Annotated in this window: 15 protein-coding genes; 4 read left to right on the forward strand and 11 right to left on the reverse strand. The window is 47.2% G+C overall.

The features are described 5' to 3' along the window. Window positions 1–22 precede the first annotated feature (22 nt). The 11 genes from QU605_RS14560 to QU605_RS14610 form a co-directional block, all read right to left on the reverse strand. Window positions 23–880, reverse strand: a complete 858-nt coding sequence (locus QU605_RS14560) for a ferredoxin reductase domain-containing protein (RefSeq protein WP_289726059.1) — start codon at window positions 878–880, stop codon at window positions 23–25. 5 nt (window positions 881–885) lie between these two features. Continuing rightward, the gene (locus tag QU605_RS14565; protein ID WP_289726060.1) at window positions 886–1149 is read right to left on the reverse strand and encodes a hypothetical protein; all 264 of its coding nucleotides are present in this window, start codon (window positions 1147–1149) and stop codon (window positions 886–888) included. Window positions 1150–1159: 10 nt separating this feature from the next. Continuing rightward, window positions 1160–1744 (reverse strand): electron transport complex protein RnfA, encoded by a 585-nt coding sequence (locus QU605_RS14570; RefSeq protein WP_289726061.1) that lies wholly within the window; start codon window positions 1742–1744, stop codon window positions 1160–1162. Then, the gene (gene rsxE / locus QU605_RS14575) at window positions 1741–2373 is read right to left on the reverse strand and encodes an electron transport complex subunit RsxE (protein WP_289726062.1); all 633 of its coding nucleotides are present in this window, start codon (window positions 2371–2373) and stop codon (window positions 1741–1743) included. Before rsxE ends, QU605_RS14570 begins: the two co-directional genes overlap by 4 nt. Then, entirely contained in the window at window positions 2366–3079 is a 714-nt protein-coding gene (locus QU605_RS14580) for an RnfABCDGE type electron transport complex subunit G (RefSeq protein WP_289726063.1), read from the reverse strand. The genes rsxE and QU605_RS14580 overlap by 8 nt, the downstream gene beginning before the upstream one ends. Beyond that, window positions 3076–4095, reverse strand: a complete 1020-nt coding sequence (locus QU605_RS14585; RefSeq protein ID WP_289726064.1) for an RnfABCDGE type electron transport complex subunit D — start codon at window positions 4093–4095, stop codon at window positions 3076–3078. Before QU605_RS14585 ends, QU605_RS14580 begins: the two co-directional genes overlap by 4 nt. Further along, window positions 4088–5476, reverse strand: a complete 1389-nt coding sequence (rsxC, locus tag QU605_RS14590) for an electron transport complex subunit RsxC (RefSeq protein ID WP_289726065.1) — start codon at window positions 5474–5476, stop codon at window positions 4088–4090. Before rsxC ends, QU605_RS14585 begins: the two co-directional genes overlap by 8 nt. Next, window positions 5460–10418 carry a 2-oxoacid:acceptor oxidoreductase family protein gene (locus QU605_RS14595; RefSeq protein ID WP_289726066.1) on the reverse strand — a complete coding sequence of 1653 codons (4959 nt, stop codon included), beginning with the start codon at window positions 10416–10418 and terminating at the stop codon, window positions 5460–5462. The genes rsxC and QU605_RS14595 overlap by 17 nt, the downstream gene beginning before the upstream one ends. Window positions 10419–10462: 44 nt before the next feature. Beyond that, window positions 10463–10819 (reverse strand): hypothetical protein, encoded by a 357-nt coding sequence (locus QU605_RS14600; protein ID WP_289726067.1) that lies wholly within the window; start codon window positions 10817–10819, stop codon window positions 10463–10465. A gap of 364 nt (window positions 10820–11183) precedes the next feature. Next, window positions 11184–12527, reverse strand: a complete 1344-nt coding sequence (locus QU605_RS14605) for a sensor histidine kinase (protein WP_289726068.1) — start codon at window positions 12525–12527, stop codon at window positions 11184–11186. Beyond that, window positions 12517–13899: a sigma-54-dependent transcriptional regulator gene (locus QU605_RS14610; protein WP_289726069.1), complete on the reverse strand. Its 1383-nt coding sequence runs from the start codon at window positions 13897–13899 to the stop codon at window positions 12517–12519. Before QU605_RS14610 ends, QU605_RS14605 begins: the two co-directional genes overlap by 11 nt. A 297-nt stretch (window positions 13900–14196) precedes the next feature. Here QU605_RS14610 and QU605_RS14615 point away from each other — a divergent pair, with 297 nt between their 5' ends. The 4 genes from QU605_RS14615 (at window position 14197) to QU605_RS14630 (ending at window position 18442) form a co-directional block, all read left to right on the forward strand. Further along, on the forward strand, window positions 14197–15543 hold the full coding sequence (locus QU605_RS14615; protein ID WP_289726070.1) for a TolC family protein: 1347 nt from the start codon (window positions 14197–14199) through the stop codon (window positions 15541–15543). A 7-nt stretch (window positions 15544–15550) separates the two neighbouring features. Next, a complete protein-coding gene (locus tag QU605_RS14620; RefSeq protein WP_289726071.1) occupies window positions 15551–16801 on the forward strand; it encodes an efflux RND transporter periplasmic adaptor subunit in 1251 nt (416 codons plus the stop codon). Between the two features lie 137 nt (window positions 16802–16938). Beyond that, the gene (locus tag QU605_RS14625) at window positions 16939–17634 is read left to right on the forward strand and encodes an ABC transporter ATP-binding protein (RefSeq protein ID WP_289726072.1); all 696 of its coding nucleotides are present in this window, start codon (window positions 16939–16941) and stop codon (window positions 17632–17634) included. 46 nt (window positions 17635–17680) lie between these two features. Then, on the forward strand, window positions 17681–18442 hold the full coding sequence (locus QU605_RS14630) for a head GIN domain-containing protein (RefSeq protein WP_289726073.1): 762 nt from the start codon (window positions 17681–17683) through the stop codon (window positions 18440–18442). Window position 18443 lies beyond the last annotated feature (1 nt).

An 18443-nucleotide genomic window follows, 5' to 3' on the forward strand; every position in this document is an offset into this window, starting at 1 on the left:
ACAGCATTGTTCCCTTACAGGATCAGTAAATAATTTCGGCCCATTTTTTTCCGGCGATCAATTCGGCTTTGCGCAGCCGCCATTGTTCTTCCGAACCCAAAATATTGGAAAAGGCCTTATTGAGCATGTTGTGGATGGCTTCATATCCCGCAACATAAACATAGGTGTTAGACATCCCGAGTAACTCGACGAGTTCCGCCTTCTGAGCCTCAAGGGCTTTGTCCAGTGCAATGGGGTCCGCCCAGTGCGGCCTGGGGCTCAGGGCAGCAAAGGCCTGGAAGGTCTCTTCATCGTAATAATTGGTCAGGTCGCCATCTTTGTCATTCAAATACAACAATTCCAATCCGCTTCGTGCCCCATAAAACAGCCGAATTTTCCCTTCCCAATCCTTAACATTCTTGTAGATATGCTTGATAAACGATCGGAAAGGTGCAATGCCCGTCCCCATGCCAATTAGGATTAAATTGGCCTTTTTGTCCTGAGGAACCTTAAAGGGTAATTTAAAAGGTCCTGTAACCGTAATTTCATCGCCTTTTTTGCGATTGCATAAATAATTCGAAGCGACTCCCTCGTATTTTTCCCCATTGAATTCGTCGACGTAAGAGCACCGTTTTACGAGCATGGTGAGCTGTGGATTGCCTTTGATTCGCCTTGGCAAGTCTGCCACACTGTAGAGCCTGTGATGCTGTACGTTGCCAAAATCGCCCGGGGTATTCAGCAATACGCCAAAGCTCTGGTCAACTTCGCATTCAAATTCGGGGTCCTTTACCTCAAGCACAATCTCGCGGACTTCTTCGGTGTCCGGTGGGGTAAGCCGGGTTGTATTTTTGACAACTGCCTTATATCGTTTGTCGATATCAAAATCTGATAAATTTGCCATGGTTCCTATTTAGTTCTTGTGGTTAAATGTTCTATTATAGATGTCTGGTCCTTTTCGTTCTTCAATGCTTTTTTCACGGTGCCTTCCGGATCCGCTTTTCGCTCGCAAACGGCGGTACAACCACAATCTGAGCAGCTTCTTCGACCGGCCAGCACATCTTCTTGTAGATATTCTTCGCGGAACGCATTTTTCCACTGGGCTTGTATCAGGGTCCATACGACCACTAAACCCACTGTAAGACCGATTCCGACGATAAGTGATTGTAGCATAACGTTTTTTTTATTGTGCACCCAGACCTGCAAAGCCCATAAAACAGAGCGATAAGATACCTGCTATAAACAAGGTCAGCGCGGTTCCTTTAGAAATCTGAGGTACATCTGCAAAATTTAATTGTTCCCTCAACCCGGCAATCAATAACAGAGCCAATGTAAAGCCTGCCCCGGCTCCCAGGGCGTAAACCACACTTTCTATGAATCCGTATCCTTTATTGGTTTGAAATAGGGCCACTCCAAGGATGGCACAGTTTGTTGTAATCAATGGAAGGAAAATACCCAGGGACCGAAACAGGGAGGGGCTCATTTTCTTGATGAACATTTCGACCAGTTGCACCGTAGATGCAATCACAACGATATAACTGATCAGCTGCAGATATGGTGCGTTGATCGCGGCTAAAAAGGTGTGGATTCCAAAAGCACACATAGAACTGATCACCATGACAAACATCACAGCCATGCCCATCTTTGAGGCTGTTTTAACGGCTCCGGATACGCCCAGAAAAGGACAAATGCCCAGAAAGTAGGCCAAAACAAAGTTGTTGACCAGGGCCGCATTGAGAAAAATAGTACCTAAAGACTCTGTGTTCATGACTTGACTTTTCGGGTCTGTATGACGTTAATAATGAGTAGCCAGCCCGCAAGGGTAAAAAAACCTCCTGCCGGTAAGATCATGACAATCCAATTCTGAAAACCCTCGGGAAAAAGGGCCCATTCAAAAATGGAGCCATTGCCGAGTATTTCCCGCACTGCCCCCAGACAAAAAAGGGCGAACGTAAAACCTGCCCCCATGCCCAGGGCATCGAGCGTAGATTTCCACACTGTGTTTTTAGAGGCAAAAGCCTCTGCCCGGCTTAATATCAGGCAATTCACCACAATGAGTGAGATGAATGCCCCCAGACTCTTATAGAGTTCCACGCTGATGGCCTGGATGGCATAATCGGTCACGGTCACAAAGGTGGCGATGATGAGAATGTAGGAGGCGATGCGCACCTGTTTGGGGATAAAATCACGTAGCAGGGACACCAGGATATTGGACATCAATAAGACAAAAGCCGTGGCTAATCCCATGGCGAGCGCATTTTCCGCCGTGTTGGAGACAGCCAGAACAGGACACATACCTAAGACCTGGACAAATACGGGATTCTCCCGCCACAGGCCTTTGATGAACTCATCGGTAGTGGTCGCCTTAGGAACGGATGAAGTGGTTTCCCTACTCATTGCTTTCTGCTTGTTTTTCAAGGGGTTTGGCCCCGTCCATTTTCAAGGAATGCCTCCGGAGTACAGGAACAACCTCTGTTGTACTTGACCCGATAATGTTTCCTATAGCCCGGGAAGAAATGGTGGCCCCCGTTATTCCGTCAATCTCCCAGGCGTTCTGTTTTTCCCCTTGCTTAACGGTAATGACTTTATTCCTGAGCAGTCCCTCTGAGGTTACCCGGACATCCAGGGCCTTAAAATTTTCGAGAAATCGCTCCTCCTTTTCAATCTTGTCTCCAAGTCCCGGGGTTTCTTTACTTTCCAAAACCTGAAACCCGATGAGTACTTGTTCCTTTGGATTGTACCCATAGAGAATCCTGATAAGATCTGCATACCCTTGTCCGGAAGCCTCCACGGCATAACCAACGAGCTTTTCATCTTTATCATATCCGGCATAGAGGGTATACTCCGGGGTATCTCCCTTCGCTATTTCGATTATTTTCCCTTGAGAATTGATGCCAAAGCTCCTGGTGCTTTCCGTTCCGGGGAGTACATTGAAAACCGCTTTTTCAAGGGCCTCGGCCTTTAATTTTTCTACACGAGGCAGCGTTAATTCGAAAGCGGAAACGATTAGAAAAGCACTTAGGATGCCAATACCCAACATGGCCCGAAGCATCTTCGCGCTACTGGTCCCTTCTTGTTTTGGAGTATGAGCCGTTGTCCTCATATCGCTTTAACTTTTCTCTGGGTTCCATAGACCCGATTTCGAATCACCGTATCGATATGGGGCGAAATGGCATTAGCCAGCAAAATGGAGTACATGACCCCTTCCGGCAAACCGCTCCAGATACGAATCACTATGGTTAAAATACCGATAATACCTCCATAGACCCACAAGCCCATCGGCGTAATGGGTGAGGAGACCATATCTGTAGCCATAAAAACTGCGCCGAGCATCAGCCCCCCTGAAAACAACATAAAAAATGGAGAGGGGTACACCTGGCTATTGATGAGATATAATAAACCGCTCAGCAAAAACGCACTTACCAGTACGGCTACCGGAATCCGCCAACTCATCATGTTGCGGGCGATCAAATAAAGCCCGCCCAATGCGATGAGGACGGCACAGGTTTCGCCGGCAGAACCGCTGATCTGGCCAAAGGCCAATTCCGCAGTGGAGGTAGTAATGCCGTCAAACTTAAAAGCCGACAGGGGGGTAGCCCCTGAAATGGCATCAAATTGGGGCTGCATAAAGGGCCAGGTAAAGACCGACCCTGAAACCGTGGTAAAGCGATCGGCCAGAAAAGCGGGATGCCATGTTGTAATGGCCACCGGGAAGGCTGCCTGTAAAACCGCCCGCCCCACAAGGGCTGGATTAAAAACATTATAACCAAGCCCGCCAAAAACATACTTGCCGAGTGCAATTCCGATGACCCCGCCCACGAAAGCCATCCATAAAGGAAAAATGGGGGGAAGGGTGAGGCCCAGCAACAATCCCGTAATCAGGGCGGAGTAATCCTGTACAGTCGTTTCTTTTTTGGAAAGTTTACACAAAACATGCTCCGTCATAACACAGGCCAGTGTTGCAGTAGCGATGACCAATAGGGCATTCCAGCCAAATGAATACACTGAGAAGCCTACCACAGGCAGCAGGGCCCAGACCACATTTTTCATAATGTCGTCGGTACTTCGCCCTTTATATATATGGGGCGAGGAGCTGATATCCAGTGTTTTTTTAAACATTGACTTCTTCCTTTTTTTCCGCTTGCCGTTTTCGTACAACCCGTTTGGCCAGCCGGAAATACTGAACCAGGGGAATATGGGAGGGGCATACATAGGTGCATGAACCGCATTCAAAACAGTCCATTAAATGAAAATCCCGGGCCATTTCATCATAGGCCTCAAATTTTGCCAGAACACCCAGTTTGGATGGGTTGAGCAAAATGGGACAGGCATCCAGGCAGGCTCCACATTTAATGCAGGGATAGATTTTATCGGATGCCCCTACATCTTTCCCGGTAAAGACCAGAATACCCGAGGTTCCCTTTACTATGGAAATATCCAGGTTGGAAACGGCCACCCCCATCATGGGGCCACCCATATACACCTCTTTGATATCTTCATCTACTCCCACGTGTTCCAGGACGAATCGCAAAGGCGTGCCCACCGGAATACGGTAATTGCCTTTCTTTTTAACGCCGGGGCCGGCAATGGTAATGACGCGTTCCTGTATACCGCGACCGTGGGGCAGTAATCGCCCAATCTCTGCGGTTGTGGCGATGTTTACAACCACCACACCCACTTCAATGGGAAACCCCTGGGAAGGAACTTCTTTTTGGAGCAGGGAAGTGACCAGCATTTTCTCCGCTCCCTGAGGATATTTTACCGGAAGCACTTTAATGGATACCGGCAAGTTTTCAGGTATGTGCCGGCCCAGGTGATCGGCCGCATCCTGCTTATTGGCTTCAATGCCAATAATGGCTTTTTCTGCCCCTGTAGCCTTCAGCAAATACTTAATCCCCATAAAAATGTCGCTTTCCTGTTCCAGCATGACCCGGTGGTCGGTCGTCAGATAGGGTTCGCATTCAATGCCATTAATGATTAAAGTTTCACATTTTTTCCCTTCGGGCACCTTTAATTTCACATGGGTTGGAAAGGCCGCCCCACCTAGGCCAACAATCCCCGCATCCTGGATTCCCTGTAGAATTTCTTCGGCCGATGCATTGTCGGGATCTATGGGTTTTCCTTCGAGTACTTCCTGTGTGGAAAAAGGGAATGTTTCAAGATAGATCCCCGGAGACATTTTTCCGGAAATGGTCGGAACATTGCCGATTTTTCGAATAATACCGGAAACCGGTGCATGCATGGGGACAGAAAGGTATCCTACAGCTTTAGCCAATAAGGCTCCGCGAAGCACTTCCTGCCCTTCGCGAACCACGATTTCTGATGGGGTGCCGATGTGCTGCGCCATCGGTAAAATAATGACTGGCGGAAAGGGAAACTGCCGGATGGGCAGTCCCCTTGTTTCGTCCTTACTTTCCGGGGGATGAATACCGTTTTTAAAGGTGTTCTTATGAAAATTGAAAAGCGCCATTACACCTTTTGCATTAATTGTATTTCTCACCACGCAGGATCCATTTTTCAATGTCTTTTGCAGCTCTGTCTGCAGGTAATCCGGGGTGAATTACGCCCGCCGTACATTTTTCCGCGGCTTTAACCAGGTCCTGATAAGGTCCGCCTTTAGGACTTTTTATGTATGCCTTGTTGTTTTCATTGTAAGCAAAAACATTTGGGTTAAGTCGGATACATTCATCACAAGAGGTACATTCCTCTGTTTCCAGCCATGGGGCCAAATAGTCGCCATCAGCGGGCTTTTCTTCGACTAATACATCGGCTGTGGCGGGTTTGCCCGTAGCCATATGTACAAAATCATTTCCATTGCCCCCTGCCATTTGCATAAGACCCTGTGCAATATTTCCGACGACTTCATTTCTGATTTTTTCTTCCAGGTTTTCCTCCTCTGGTTTTGGTTCTGCATCTGCCAGGTCGCGCAGCAACAACCAGAAGTCCCGTCTTTCTTCACAAGAGTCCACAATGGGTTTCGCAACGAGTACCCGATTGAGTTTTTGATTTCTGTCTACAACCCAGATGTAGGGGAATTTCCCTTCCCGCTCGCTTTGTTCCAGTTCCAGGAAGTCTGCCAACAGCATCATATTATCATTCCAGGCACTGGCAGGAACTTTCCTGAAGTGTTTCCTGAATCGAGCTTCCGTCAGGGCAAAGTCTGCAAAAGTCATCGGTAATGACATGGTGCGCTCTTGTCCATATTCGAGATATTTTAAGTCGTAGGTAGGCCATACCTGATCTATGGCGGGGTTCCCGGATAAATCCAGGGCCTCCCGGACTTTTATTCCGTGATCCGGATTGTACCTGAACACGGGATAGGCTCTTGACTCAACGGCGAGTTTTGCCTGGTGTACCCCCAGATCGTCTCCCACACCGTGTTCGGGTTGGCAGGTCGTATAGAGATTGAAAAGGGCAGGACGTTTGGTCATCAAACCATCGATAAAGCCTTCAATCATTTGACTGGTATTGGCCAGCGTCCCCTGCATGACGTAGGTGTTTCTATGGGCCATGGCAATAAGACCGATCTCTTTTCGGGGTTCCCCCTTGCCCTTCCATACTTTTCCATATTGGGCCATATCTGAAATCTGACCGATAAACCCGGAAGTACACGCCTGACCTCCTGTATTGGAATAGACCTGCGTATCTACAACGATTACTTTAATCGGTTTACCGGAAGCCATCATCCTGGAAAGGTTCTGGAAACCAATATCATACATGGCACCATCCCCACCCAAACTCACTACGGGTGGGCAAAGCAGCCATTCTTTATCGGTAAACTGCTGCCAGTTGAAGTAGGTGAAATAGTCATCGTGTGTACTGGGATCGTATTTCCCTTCAAGTTCCAGTTCCGCCTTTCGAATGGCTTTAAAACCTTCGGCCATTTTCGACATATGCCCTTCAAAAATTCCCATCGCCATCGATGTGGAATCCTGGAATAAGTGGTTCGCCCATGGGAACGGATATGGATTAAAGGGCCAGGTGCTCCCCCATACGGAGGTACAACCGGTGGCATTTAGCATACCCATATTGGAGCGACCCTTACCCGTAGTGCCCTTGGCGTATTTCCATTTTAATTTTTTCAACTGAGCGAGCAGCTGGGTAATCTGCCGCAGCCATTCCTGGTCAATCGGTTCTCCGCCGTGCTCAGATTCCAGCCTGCGTGTGATTTCAGCCATGGTTAAATCCGAGTCCTGCATTTCCGTGACAATGCGCGACATGGTATCCGAATCGCTCAAATCGATCCGATTCATGAGTTTCTCCTGAATATGTTTTTCCAGTTTGGCGGTTAGTTCTTCCAGATAGGCCACGTGTTTTTCAATACGCGGCTGCATCAGGGACTCCACAGTGGCAATAAACAAATGCACTACGGATTTTTCAGAACAACCCAGACAAGCCCCGTCACCGCTGGCGAAATTCAGGTATGCGTCCTTATTCAGGAGCATGGTCTCCAGGGGTCCGATCTTCTCCTCGAGATCATCGATGCGATTGAATTTTGGGGGCGTGTTGGGTAAGTCCATCCACAGATCCCATTCTTTGTTCAATTTGACAATAGAACCTTCGGTTTGGGGGATCTTAATCAGGGCATTGTCGTTACAGACTTGCACACATTCCATACATCCCTTACACGTATTCGGATTGATGGTTATGCTGAATAACCCCCCGCTGTTTTTTTCTTTTTTCTCATGCAGGTCAAAATAGGGGCGGGTCAGGGCGAAGTTAAAATCCCCTAATTCTTCTTTAAACCACTCAAATTCAGTGGCCAGTTCTTTACCCTGATCGGAGTCTGCGATGGTCTTATCAATGGCATGTTGAATATAATCGTTGACCGTTGCTCCATTTTTTGAAGCTGTAAACAGACTACGTACATGGCCCTCCATTTTGCGCACGGCCTTGGGTAAGTGCTCCAGTTTTCCGTGATTTTTTTTCACGCGGTTTACCAGGGTGTCGAAAACATCGGACACCTCACTGACAAGTCCGGGTATGGCAGTATCGGGACAAACGGTGTAGCAGTCCCCACAGGCGGTACAGTTGTTGGGAATCCACTCGGGATGTTCAAATCGGATACCGGTCATATCCCGGAAGGTGGAAGAAAGCGCCGGCATGACACTCAAACCTATAAAAGGATCCGTAAGGTTGTCATTACCCATACCCCTCAAATAGAAATTGCCGGTTTGTTCCCAGAAGCGATGGATATCACTCAACTGTGACTCACTCTGTGGCATTTCTTTCATCATTTTTGGAATGGGGAGCTGCGCCAGGCCGTTACTTCCGGCCTTGTCCTTAGTTCCATCTCCCAGTACCTTGTGCTTGATTTCATAAACTTCGTCAAAGCCGCGTTTTACCACGCGCATATTATCGTCAACCACCCTTTGCCCCTTAGATCCAAATTTGTGCTGCAATTGTGCTTCAATGGCTTTTAGTAATTTTTCTTCTGTCAATCCGGATTTCTCCATCAGGGGAGAAGCCGCGAAAAATGCGCCCTGGAAGGCGATTCCCTGCATGCGTAACTGCAATTCGGGATCGGTGGCCTCTTCCCGGGCAATCTTAAACCCATCGATATAGAACACATGGATATCTTTATCGATAATCACTTTCTGGTACTGCTGAGGAATTTCTGCCCATACCTCCTCAGGTGAGTTTTTATCACTCTGAACGATGAAATTCCCTCCTTTTTTGAGCCCTGCCAGGGCGTTGGTATGTTTAAATACATTGGGGTCCGGAGATAATACAACATCCACAAAGTAGTATTCGCAATTAATTCGAATGGGCTCGGAAGAAGCTGCGAGATAATACGTGGTGGGCTGTCCTTTTTTCTCCGATCCGTATTTTGGATTCGCTTTGATGTTATATCCTAACAGCTCGTACAGGGTCATCGCCAGGTTTTTACCTGTGGTTATGGCCCCCCATCCCCCTACGGAGTGGAAGCGTATGGTGACCGCGTCCTTGGGCATGAGATTCGGGTTTTCGGATCCCCGAACGGACAAACCCTTCACATTGGGGTAGGAATCCACAATGGTTTCCTGATAGGCCTTTTGCTTGGGTGAGTGCGGGATTTCACGAATAAAATCGATAGAGAGGTAGAAGTTTTTTTTATGTGTTCCATCGGGCAACATATTTTCGATGGCCCCGATGATTCCCTCTGGTTGTAAGTCGCGGCTTCCCATTCCGAAAGACCCGGAGTAAATGGCCGGCATCTCGGAGATGGAATACGCAGTCAATTCCGGATATGGACGGTGTTTTGAATTCATGCCATTCTCAATACACTTGTTCAAGACCGAGCGCACTTCCCGAGTGATTGGAGAATCTACGGCCAGGGGCTGATCGAGTCGTTCCAATACGGTGACGGCCTTTTTCCCTTTTAATATTTCTCCAAGCATGTCCGCCGGAAAGGGTCGGAACATCACCAGGTCGACCACCCCTACCTTTATTCCGCGGGTTTCTCTCAGGTAATCCACAACTACTTCGGCACTGGGGACCAGGCTCCCCTGTCCCAGAATAAGGTATTCTGCATCCTCTGCCCTGTAAGTCATCACGCGCTTATAGCGCCTGCCGGTGAGTTGATGATACTCTTCAAATGCCCGATCCGCCAGGTCCTGAATATGATCAAAGAAAAATGGACGCTGTGCGGCAACACTCTGCATATAAGAGTCCTGGTTTTGTACAATACCTGCCATCACGGGGTTATCCACATCCCACAATTCCGGGATCCGACGGCGGGTTTCCCCGTAGATAATTTGTTGAGCCGGGGTTGGGGTCTTAATAATGTCGTCAGGCCGTCCCAGATATTCTTTAATCAATTCGCGCTCAGGCAACAAGAACGATTCTATTAAATGGGTGGTTAAAAAGCCATCCTGGGCAATGATACCCGGAGTGAGTGCAAGTTCCGCAATGCGGTGTGAGATGATATTCAGGTCGGCTACATGCTGGGCATTCTTTGCAAACATTTGGAAAAACCCCGTATCGTCCACGGCGTGGTAATCATCGTGCCCGGCGTGTACATTTAAGGTGGATTTGGTCATGGCGCGCGAGCCGATATTCAAAACATACGTAAGGCGTTTTCCCACTGCCGCATAGAGGGACTCGTGCATATAGGCAATACCCTGACCCGATGAAAAATTTGCAGCCCGCAAACCGGTCATCGATAGGCCGGCAGTAACGGCGGCTGCTGCGTGCTCTCCTTCCGGCTCAATGAAGATCAGCGGTTTGTCGGAAATGTTCAGATGCCCTTTGGCAGCCGCATCGGCCCAGAACTCTCCCATCTGGGTGGATGGGGTGATGGGGTATGCACCCGCGGCATCGGTGGATTCTCGTTCACACATGATAACCGCTGAATTACCATCCATGGCAACAGGCTTCCCCGGATATTTGTATGATTTTGGATCTTTTGTGCCCTCGGCACTCTTGGGGAGGCCTATTTTTTCCAGAATTGACTTGCTCATAATGGCGCGCTATTTAATGGTTTGATTTGTAGTTACCCTTCTATTTATTTAATTACCAACTCTTTGGCCTGTTCGGCCAGGTCAATACAATTTTGCATCTGATCGAAAAGTGCGCTATACTCATCATCCTTGCTGAAGGTAATAGGGCTCAAATCCACACTGTTGAAAGTACCGTCGATGGCCCGGCATTTTTTCAATAAGTCTTCCACAGTAGTCCCTTCCTCGAACTCCACAGAGTTCTGCAGTAGAAATCCTTCCAGATAATTCGATATGGAATACCGGGTACTTCTGCAAACCATAAAGGGTACGACATCTTCTGCAGGGCGGTTTAATTCGCTTTTTGCGGCTGCCAGGTGTTGATTGGCTTCCTCGAATTTGGCTTTGATTTGATTTGTGTCCATGCGCAATGATTTTTGTTATAGGATAGGTAATCGAAAGCATGCTTTACGAAAGATGGACTAAAAGTATCGAAACAAACCCGCGTACTTTATGATTTTTATCAGTACACAGACAAATAGAAAAGTCTCATCGGACTTCTTCCTGCTTTAAAATAAAAGGGGAAGGGCAGGGCAGCGTAAAAACAGACAACACGAGATGTTGGGCAGACCGCAAGTTCGCGCTTTGCTCATGGCGTGCAGTTTTGTCTGACACACTTTTTTAAATTCCAGTTTGCAGGAAAAAGATCAGTCTAAGCCAACCGTATCGCGGTAGTCTGGGTCGTGAAGTCCCGGTTTCACCTGCCCGAGGTTCCCACAACGCTGGCCTTTAAAATTTGAGGCGAAATACCGTCTGTGCCCCGGGGTCAGAATGCACCTGTAGCGTACCTCCGTGAAGCTGCACGATCTGGCGCGAAAGGCTCAGGCCTATTCCTGTACCTTTCTCCTTTGTGGTAAAAAAGGGTACAAAAATCTCCTGGATGAGCTCCGGCCCAATACCTGGTCCATTGTCCGTAACCTGGAGGAATTTCCGCCCGGCGGCATCGATCCCCCCTTTAACAATTACCTGGCCCTCCGCCTGGTTTTCCACTGCGTGAATGGCGTTCTTGATCAGGTTTACCAAAACTTGATTTATTTGTTTTTCATCGATATATAATTCGAGATCCCCGGGCGCGTATTCCCAGCTGAAATGGATTCGATCGTTTAAATCCGGTTGCATTAGCACCTGTACCTTCTCAAAAAGCCTGCGAACAGAAACCAACTTTTTATCCGGCTTCGGGACATTGAGAAAACTCCGGTAGGATTGCACGAATTCCATAAGGTCATTCCCCTGGCTCCGGATGACCTCCAGGCCCCGGGTCGCGCTGGACATTTTATCGGGATCCATAGGAAGCGGCGCCCCTTCCTCATCCTTTTGATAATACTTCAGGATTGAATCTGAGATAGAGGTGATCGGGGTGATCGTATTCATTATTTCATGGGTCAGGACCCGTATCAGCCGCACCCAGGACTCGGTTTCTTTCTCGTCGAGCTCTTCGCGGATGTCCTGCACAACCACCAGCAGGAGGGGGTCATCCTGTAAGACCACAGAGGTCGACTTCAGGGCAAGCTGTATCTGTTCTCGTTCATTGGTGAGTTGAAAAAGTTTGCGCTCAAATGGCTGGAACGGTTCAAATACCTCATACAGCCCGTGATCAATTTGTTTCAGTTGTTTTATGTGGTTCAGGGGGCTGTAGTTTAACAACTTCTCAAGACTGGGGTTCGCATACAGGATATGACCTTTGGCATTGTAGGTCATGATGCCGATATTGGCCTGCTTAAGGATTTCCTGATAGTACTTTTCGCGTATCTGTAATTGCACATGCACTTCCTGAATCAGACCGTTGACCCGGTTCAGGCTTTGGTTCAGTTCTTTAAAGGATTTAATGGCTACGCGTTCCGGGAAACGGAGGGTAAAATCTTCATTTTTGATCGCATCAAAGAAGTAGGCAATCTTCCTGTTCGTGCTATTGATGTATCGTATCAGGCTGTAAACCTGTATTACAAGGGCGATAAGGGACACAAACAACCATATATATGCAGGGGTAACCACTCCAAATCCGAGCAGGATAGCCGTCAGTGTGATGAGCAGGATACGAACGACCAATTGAATGTAAAAGTTTCTACTTGCCATTATCCGCAGCGGGTTTGTGTTTCTTTATTTTGTTGTAAAGCGTTTGGCGCGAAACCCCCAACTGTTCGGCTGCTGCACTGTAATTCCCGTCATTGAATTCAAGGGCCTTTTGGATCATTTCGTATTCCATTTCTTCCAGGGTTCGCATCCCGGGATCATTTGAACTTCCGGACCTGGTGTTCAACAAAAAGTCCGTTGGCCGCAAGACATCTCCTTCTGATAAAATTACCGCGCGCTCAAGGGTATGCTGCAGTTCCCGGATATTCCCCGGCCATGGATAATTCATGAGTTTCTCCTGTGTCATGCTATTGATCCGAAGTCCCGGCTTGTTGTATTTCGCGCTGTATTTCTTTAAAAAGAAATCGGCCAGAATAAGGATGTCACCATTGCGGTTTCGCAGCGGGGGTACTTCCAGATGAATGGTGTTGATGCGATAGAGCAGGTCTTCCCTGAAGAGCCCCGAATCGACCATTTGATCCAAATTACAATTGGTAGCACAGATTAATCGGATGTCTACCTCTACAGGTTTATTCGACCCGACTTTGACAATGGATTTGTTCTGAATCGCAGAAAGCAATTTTGCCTGAGCTTGTAAAGACAGATTCCCTATTTCATCGAGAAACAACGTGCCCAGATTTGCCGCTTCAAACTTACCGGTGCGGTCTTCTTTTGCATCCGTGAATGAACCCTTGACATGTCCGAAGAGTTCACTTTCAAACAAATTGTCCGAAATGGATCCCATATCGACATTGATAAAGACCTCATTTTTGCGGTCTGATAAGCGGTGCAATTCTCGGGCAATCAATTCCTTTCCGGTTCCGTTTTCGCCTGTGATCAAGACGTTCACATCCGTTCTGGCTATTTTTCGCACCAGATTGAGCACCTCTTGAAGGGCTGTGGATTCCCCAATGATCGGACTGTTGTCCTGGTTGATGACTTGCTTGAGTTCTTTCTCTTTGTTTTTGAGCTGATGGATTTCCTGCCGTGACTTTCGCAACTGATGCGCGGATTTAACCGTTGCCAGCAATTTTTCGTTATTCCAGGGTTTGAGAATAAAATCCGAAGCTCCCTGCTTAAGTGCCTTTACGGCAAGGTCCACCGCACCGTAAGCGGTCATCATTATAACAGAGGTATCCGGAGATCGTTTTTTAATCTCATTTAACCAGTACAAACCTTCGTTTCCCGTATTTACGCCGGCTGAAAAATTCATATCCAGCAGGACGATATCGACTTCTTTTAAATTGGGGAATGAAGAAATCTGATTGGGATTGAAAAGGGTCTGGACACTTTTGTATTCAAATTGCAGCAAAATTTCCAGTGCACTCAGGACACTCTTATTATCATCAACTACCAGGATTTTGGCATCGGTCATTTTCAAAAGAATTTAATCGGATTCTCCATGCGTCGGCAAAAGACATACCATTTAAAGGAACGGATACTCCAAATCTGGCAGACACCCTCTTACAGGCCGGAACCACAGGTATTTTTAATTTGGATAAAGCTACGAATACAAATAACCCGAAGTGTAAAAGTGTCAAAAAAATTAACATAACCTGTAAAAAAAATGGACATTCAGTAGGTTCTGATTTCTTTGAGATGGTTATAATGGCCTCTTAATCAGTATACTAATATTCTGGCACGTGAATAGCATACCCTTTGGCACAGGACTATGAATATGATTTTAAAACGCTATTTTTTCTTATTGGTCTTTTCATTTTGCCTGAGCGCAATGGCTCAGAAGGTTTGGACCCTGGATGAATGTATAGCCTACGCCATTGAAAACAACCTTCAGTTGAATGATTTCGAATTCAACGAACAGTCCAATGAGGAGACCTATAAGCAATCCTTGCGGGCTCTTCTGCCTAACCTGAATGGGTATACGGATTACGGTGTGACTTTTGGACGACAGGTGGATCCAAACGACAACAGCATTGTCAATACGGATTTGTTTGCCAATAATTATTCCCTGAGCGCATCTTTTGATGTCTTTCAGGGATTTCAGAAAATAAATAGCATAAAGGCTTCCAAGCTTTTGTACAGGGCGAGCCTGGAGGAAAGCCTGCAGCAAAAATACATGCTGGCCTTTCGTGTTATGCGGGCCTACTACGACATTCAGTTCATAAGGGGGCTTATCGTAATTTCGAAAGAACAGGTCGGTATTTCCGAAACCAATTACCGTTTGGTTGAAAAGCAAATCGAGGTTGGTTTGATGGCCGGAGCCGATCTTTACGAGGCCGAATCGATCTTACTGGCTGATAAACTCGTGCTTACCCAGAACAGAAACCGCCTGGTGGCCGCTAAGCTCGCCCTATTACAGGCAATGAACATTCAGGGTACGGATGAAATTGAAATCAGCCCGGAATTTGAAGAGGCAACCGCAGCAACTCAGTATCCCGTGGAATCCGATTCAATCTTTCGTACAGCCGTGGATTTCATTCCCCTGATCAAGGCTCAGGAACTCAGGGTGGAAGCCGCCAGAAAACAAGTGGCTGTGGCCAGGGGGAACCTCTATCCGCGTTTGGCCGTTCAGGGGGGGTATGGCACCGGGTATTACGAAACCATAACGGATAGTCTTGGAGTTACGATACCTTTCAGAACCCAGTTCCGGGATAATACAAACCAGTTTATTGGGGTTTCACTGAATGTGCCCATTTTTAATGCGTGGTCCGGGCGTTCAAGGGTCAAACAACAAAAAATTGCCCTGGCCCGTGCTCAGAACGATGCTGAGATTCGGGAGCAGGAGCTCTATCAGCTCATTCAGCAACTGGTACAGGAGCACAATGCCCTGAAAACAGAAGTGCTGCAGACTGAAAAGAGAAGTGAGGCGGAAGAACTTTCTTTTGCCATAGCGCAGAAGCGTTACGAAAAAGGATTATTCAATGCCATAGAACTCGGGCGGGCGAAAAACCTGCTGGCGAGGGCTCAAAACGAGAACCTTCAGGTTCGCCTGCGTTTAAAGGTCAATAAGAGTACCCTTGATTTCTATAACAATTTGCCCGTTTTCAATATTAACTAAGCCTAAGATGGATATTAAACTCGAAAAGAAAAAAGGATTAAAACCAAAGCATTACGGATATATGGCCCTGGGTATTCTGGTGCTCTTTGTGGGGTGGAGGTTGCTTTTTTCTTCATCTGTGTCAACCTTCCGTACCGAAAAGGACCGGCTGACAATAGCAGCGATTACAGCCGGTAAATTCGACGACTACATAACCATTAATGGTAATGTGGCTCCTATTGCCACCATTTATATGGATGCCTATGAGGGTGGGCGCGTTTCCGAAAAGCTCATCGAAGAGGGGACCATGGTCAAGAAAGGGGATATCATCCTAAAGCTGGAAAATATGAACCTCTATGAGCAAATTCTGGCCAGCGAGAGCAACCTGGCGCTTAAGCAAAACGATTTGCGTTCCACAAGACTTACCTTCGATGCGCGACAGGTTGAAGGCCGAAGGTCTTTGGCCACAGCGAGTACCGATCTGCAGCGTCTAAAGCGGAATTTTGAGCAAAACGAGGTTCTTTATGCAGATGAACTCATCTCCCGTGAGATCTATCTTACTTCAAAGGAGAATTACGAATTGGCCCAGAAGCAATTCGAAATCATTAAACTTCAAACGGAACAGGACGATGAACTCAGAAAGACATCCCTCTCCGGACTCGATACAGATCTTCAGCGTATGCAGCAGACCCTGTCCATGGTTTACGAACGCCTGGACCATTTGAACGTTCGTGCCCCGGCCGACGGGCAATTGGGTTTTCTGGATGCAGAAATCGGTCAGAATATTGCCCAGGGGGAGCGCATCGGGCAAATAAATGTGCTGACAGACTTTAAAATAGAGGCTGAAATCGATGAGCACTACATCGACAGGGTTAAGCGGGACCTCTCTGCAACCCTGGAGCGAAATGACAGGGAATATACCCTGAGGCTCAGAAAGGTATATCCGGAGGTTCGCAATGGTCGTTTCAAAGTGGATCTTGTTTTTACAGATGAGAAGCCAGAAACGATACGGGCCGGACAGAGTTACAATATCAAACTGCAACTCGGGGCTTCCTCCGATGCCTTATTACTGCCTAAAGGCGGATTTTTTCAGAATACAGGCGGACAGTGGATTTTTGTATTGGATCAGGATGGAGGCTCAGCGATCAAGAGGTCCATACGGGTGGGAAAACAAAACTCGAGATATTATGAAGTACTGGACGGCCTGGAAGACGGGGAGCAGGTAATTACAAGTAATTACGACTCCTTTGGAGAAGCCGAGCGGATTGTATTTAAATGACAACACTAAAAAAAACAGGATAAAACCAGCTGAAAACTACTGGTTTTGTTACAAACCTAAAAAAATAGAGTCTTTTGCATATCCAGCCCAATGGGGGAGAATTAAAGTAGCTAAAACACTAAATAATCAATGAAATAATGATACAGATAACGAACCTTAAGAAGAGTTTTAGGACAGAAGAGGTTGAGACCCTGGCCCTGAACAATGTTAATTTACATGTTGAAACCGGAGAATTTGTTGCCATTATGGGGCCGTCCGGTTGCGGAAAATCCACCCTTCTGAACATCATTGGCATGCTGGATAATCCCACAGAGGGTAGTTATAGTTTTGCGGGTCATGAGGTATCCGGACTTAAAGAAAGCCAGCGTACCGACCTGAGAAAAGGAAACCTTGGCTTTGTTTTTCAGAGCTTCAACCTCATTGACGAACTCACGGTCTTCGAGAATGTGGAACTCCCATTGATCTACCTTAAGATGAGTAAATCGGAACGCCGTGAAAAGGTAACCGAGGTCCTGGAGCGGATGAAGATCGCGCACAGGGCAAAACACTTCCCACAACAACTCTCGGGAGGACAACAGCAAAGGGTTGCCATCTCAAGGGCAGTAGTTACCAATCCCAAGTTAATCCTCGCTGATGAGCCCACGGGAAACCTGGATTCAAAAAATGGGATTAAGGTCATGAACCTGCTTACTGAGCTCAACCAGGAGGGAACAACCATCGTCATGGTGACCCACTCGGACCGGGATTCCCACTACGCCCATCGGGTAGTCAATTTATTTGACGGTCAAATCGTGACGGAAAGCCAGAACAGGGAAATAGGGGCGATGGTTTAAACAGGGTTTATTCATCAATCAAAGAACAATCAAAAATCAAACACTAATGAAAACAGCATTCACCACTTGCAAATCCGGGATCCTGCTCCTGTGTTTCGCCCTTTTTGCACTTCAAGCACATTCCCAGGTCGAAACGTATTCCGTGGACTCATTTAGCAAAGTAATCATCAGCCCGCATATCGCTGTAACCTTTGTTGAAGGTGATACCGAATCCGTAACCATCCATTCGAGTACCGAACCCTTAGATATCCTGAATGTGGAGGTTTCCGGTAAGACCCTGCACCTATACCTGGATGATGCGAAGACCGTCGCAAAACGGGAGAAGGTAGCGGTCGACGGCTGGTATGAGAAACGCTCCATCTATAAAGGCACGGTAATACAGGCAACGGTAACCTATGAAGTCCTTGATGAATTGTCCCTTAGAGGTGAAGAGAAGTTTGAGTGTAGCACTACCCTCGATCAACCGAAATTCAGCTTAACACTCTATGGGGATTCAGAGGTTTTTTTAAGTGATGTAAAGCTGGATAATATGACTACGACCATATATGGAGAGAGTTCACTGGAAATCGGTTCCGGAACAATTGGCCGGCAAAAAATAACAGCCTATGGCGAAACGAGAGTTAACACCAGGGGAGTCACTTCAAATGAAACAAAGATTACCGCTTACGGAGAGGGAGACTATCAGGTTGCTGTGGAGGACAGGCTGAAGGTGACCGCTTATGGCGAGGCCACGATAGCCTATACCGGAACACCGGAGATTTACAAAGGAGTTATTATAGGAGAAGCCACAATCAAAAAAATCCAATAGT

It is taken from the genome of Robiginitalea aurantiaca (assembly GCF_030380815.1).
GTDB lineage: Bacteria > Bacteroidota > Bacteroidia > Flavobacteriales > Flavobacteriaceae > Robiginitalea > Robiginitalea aurantiaca.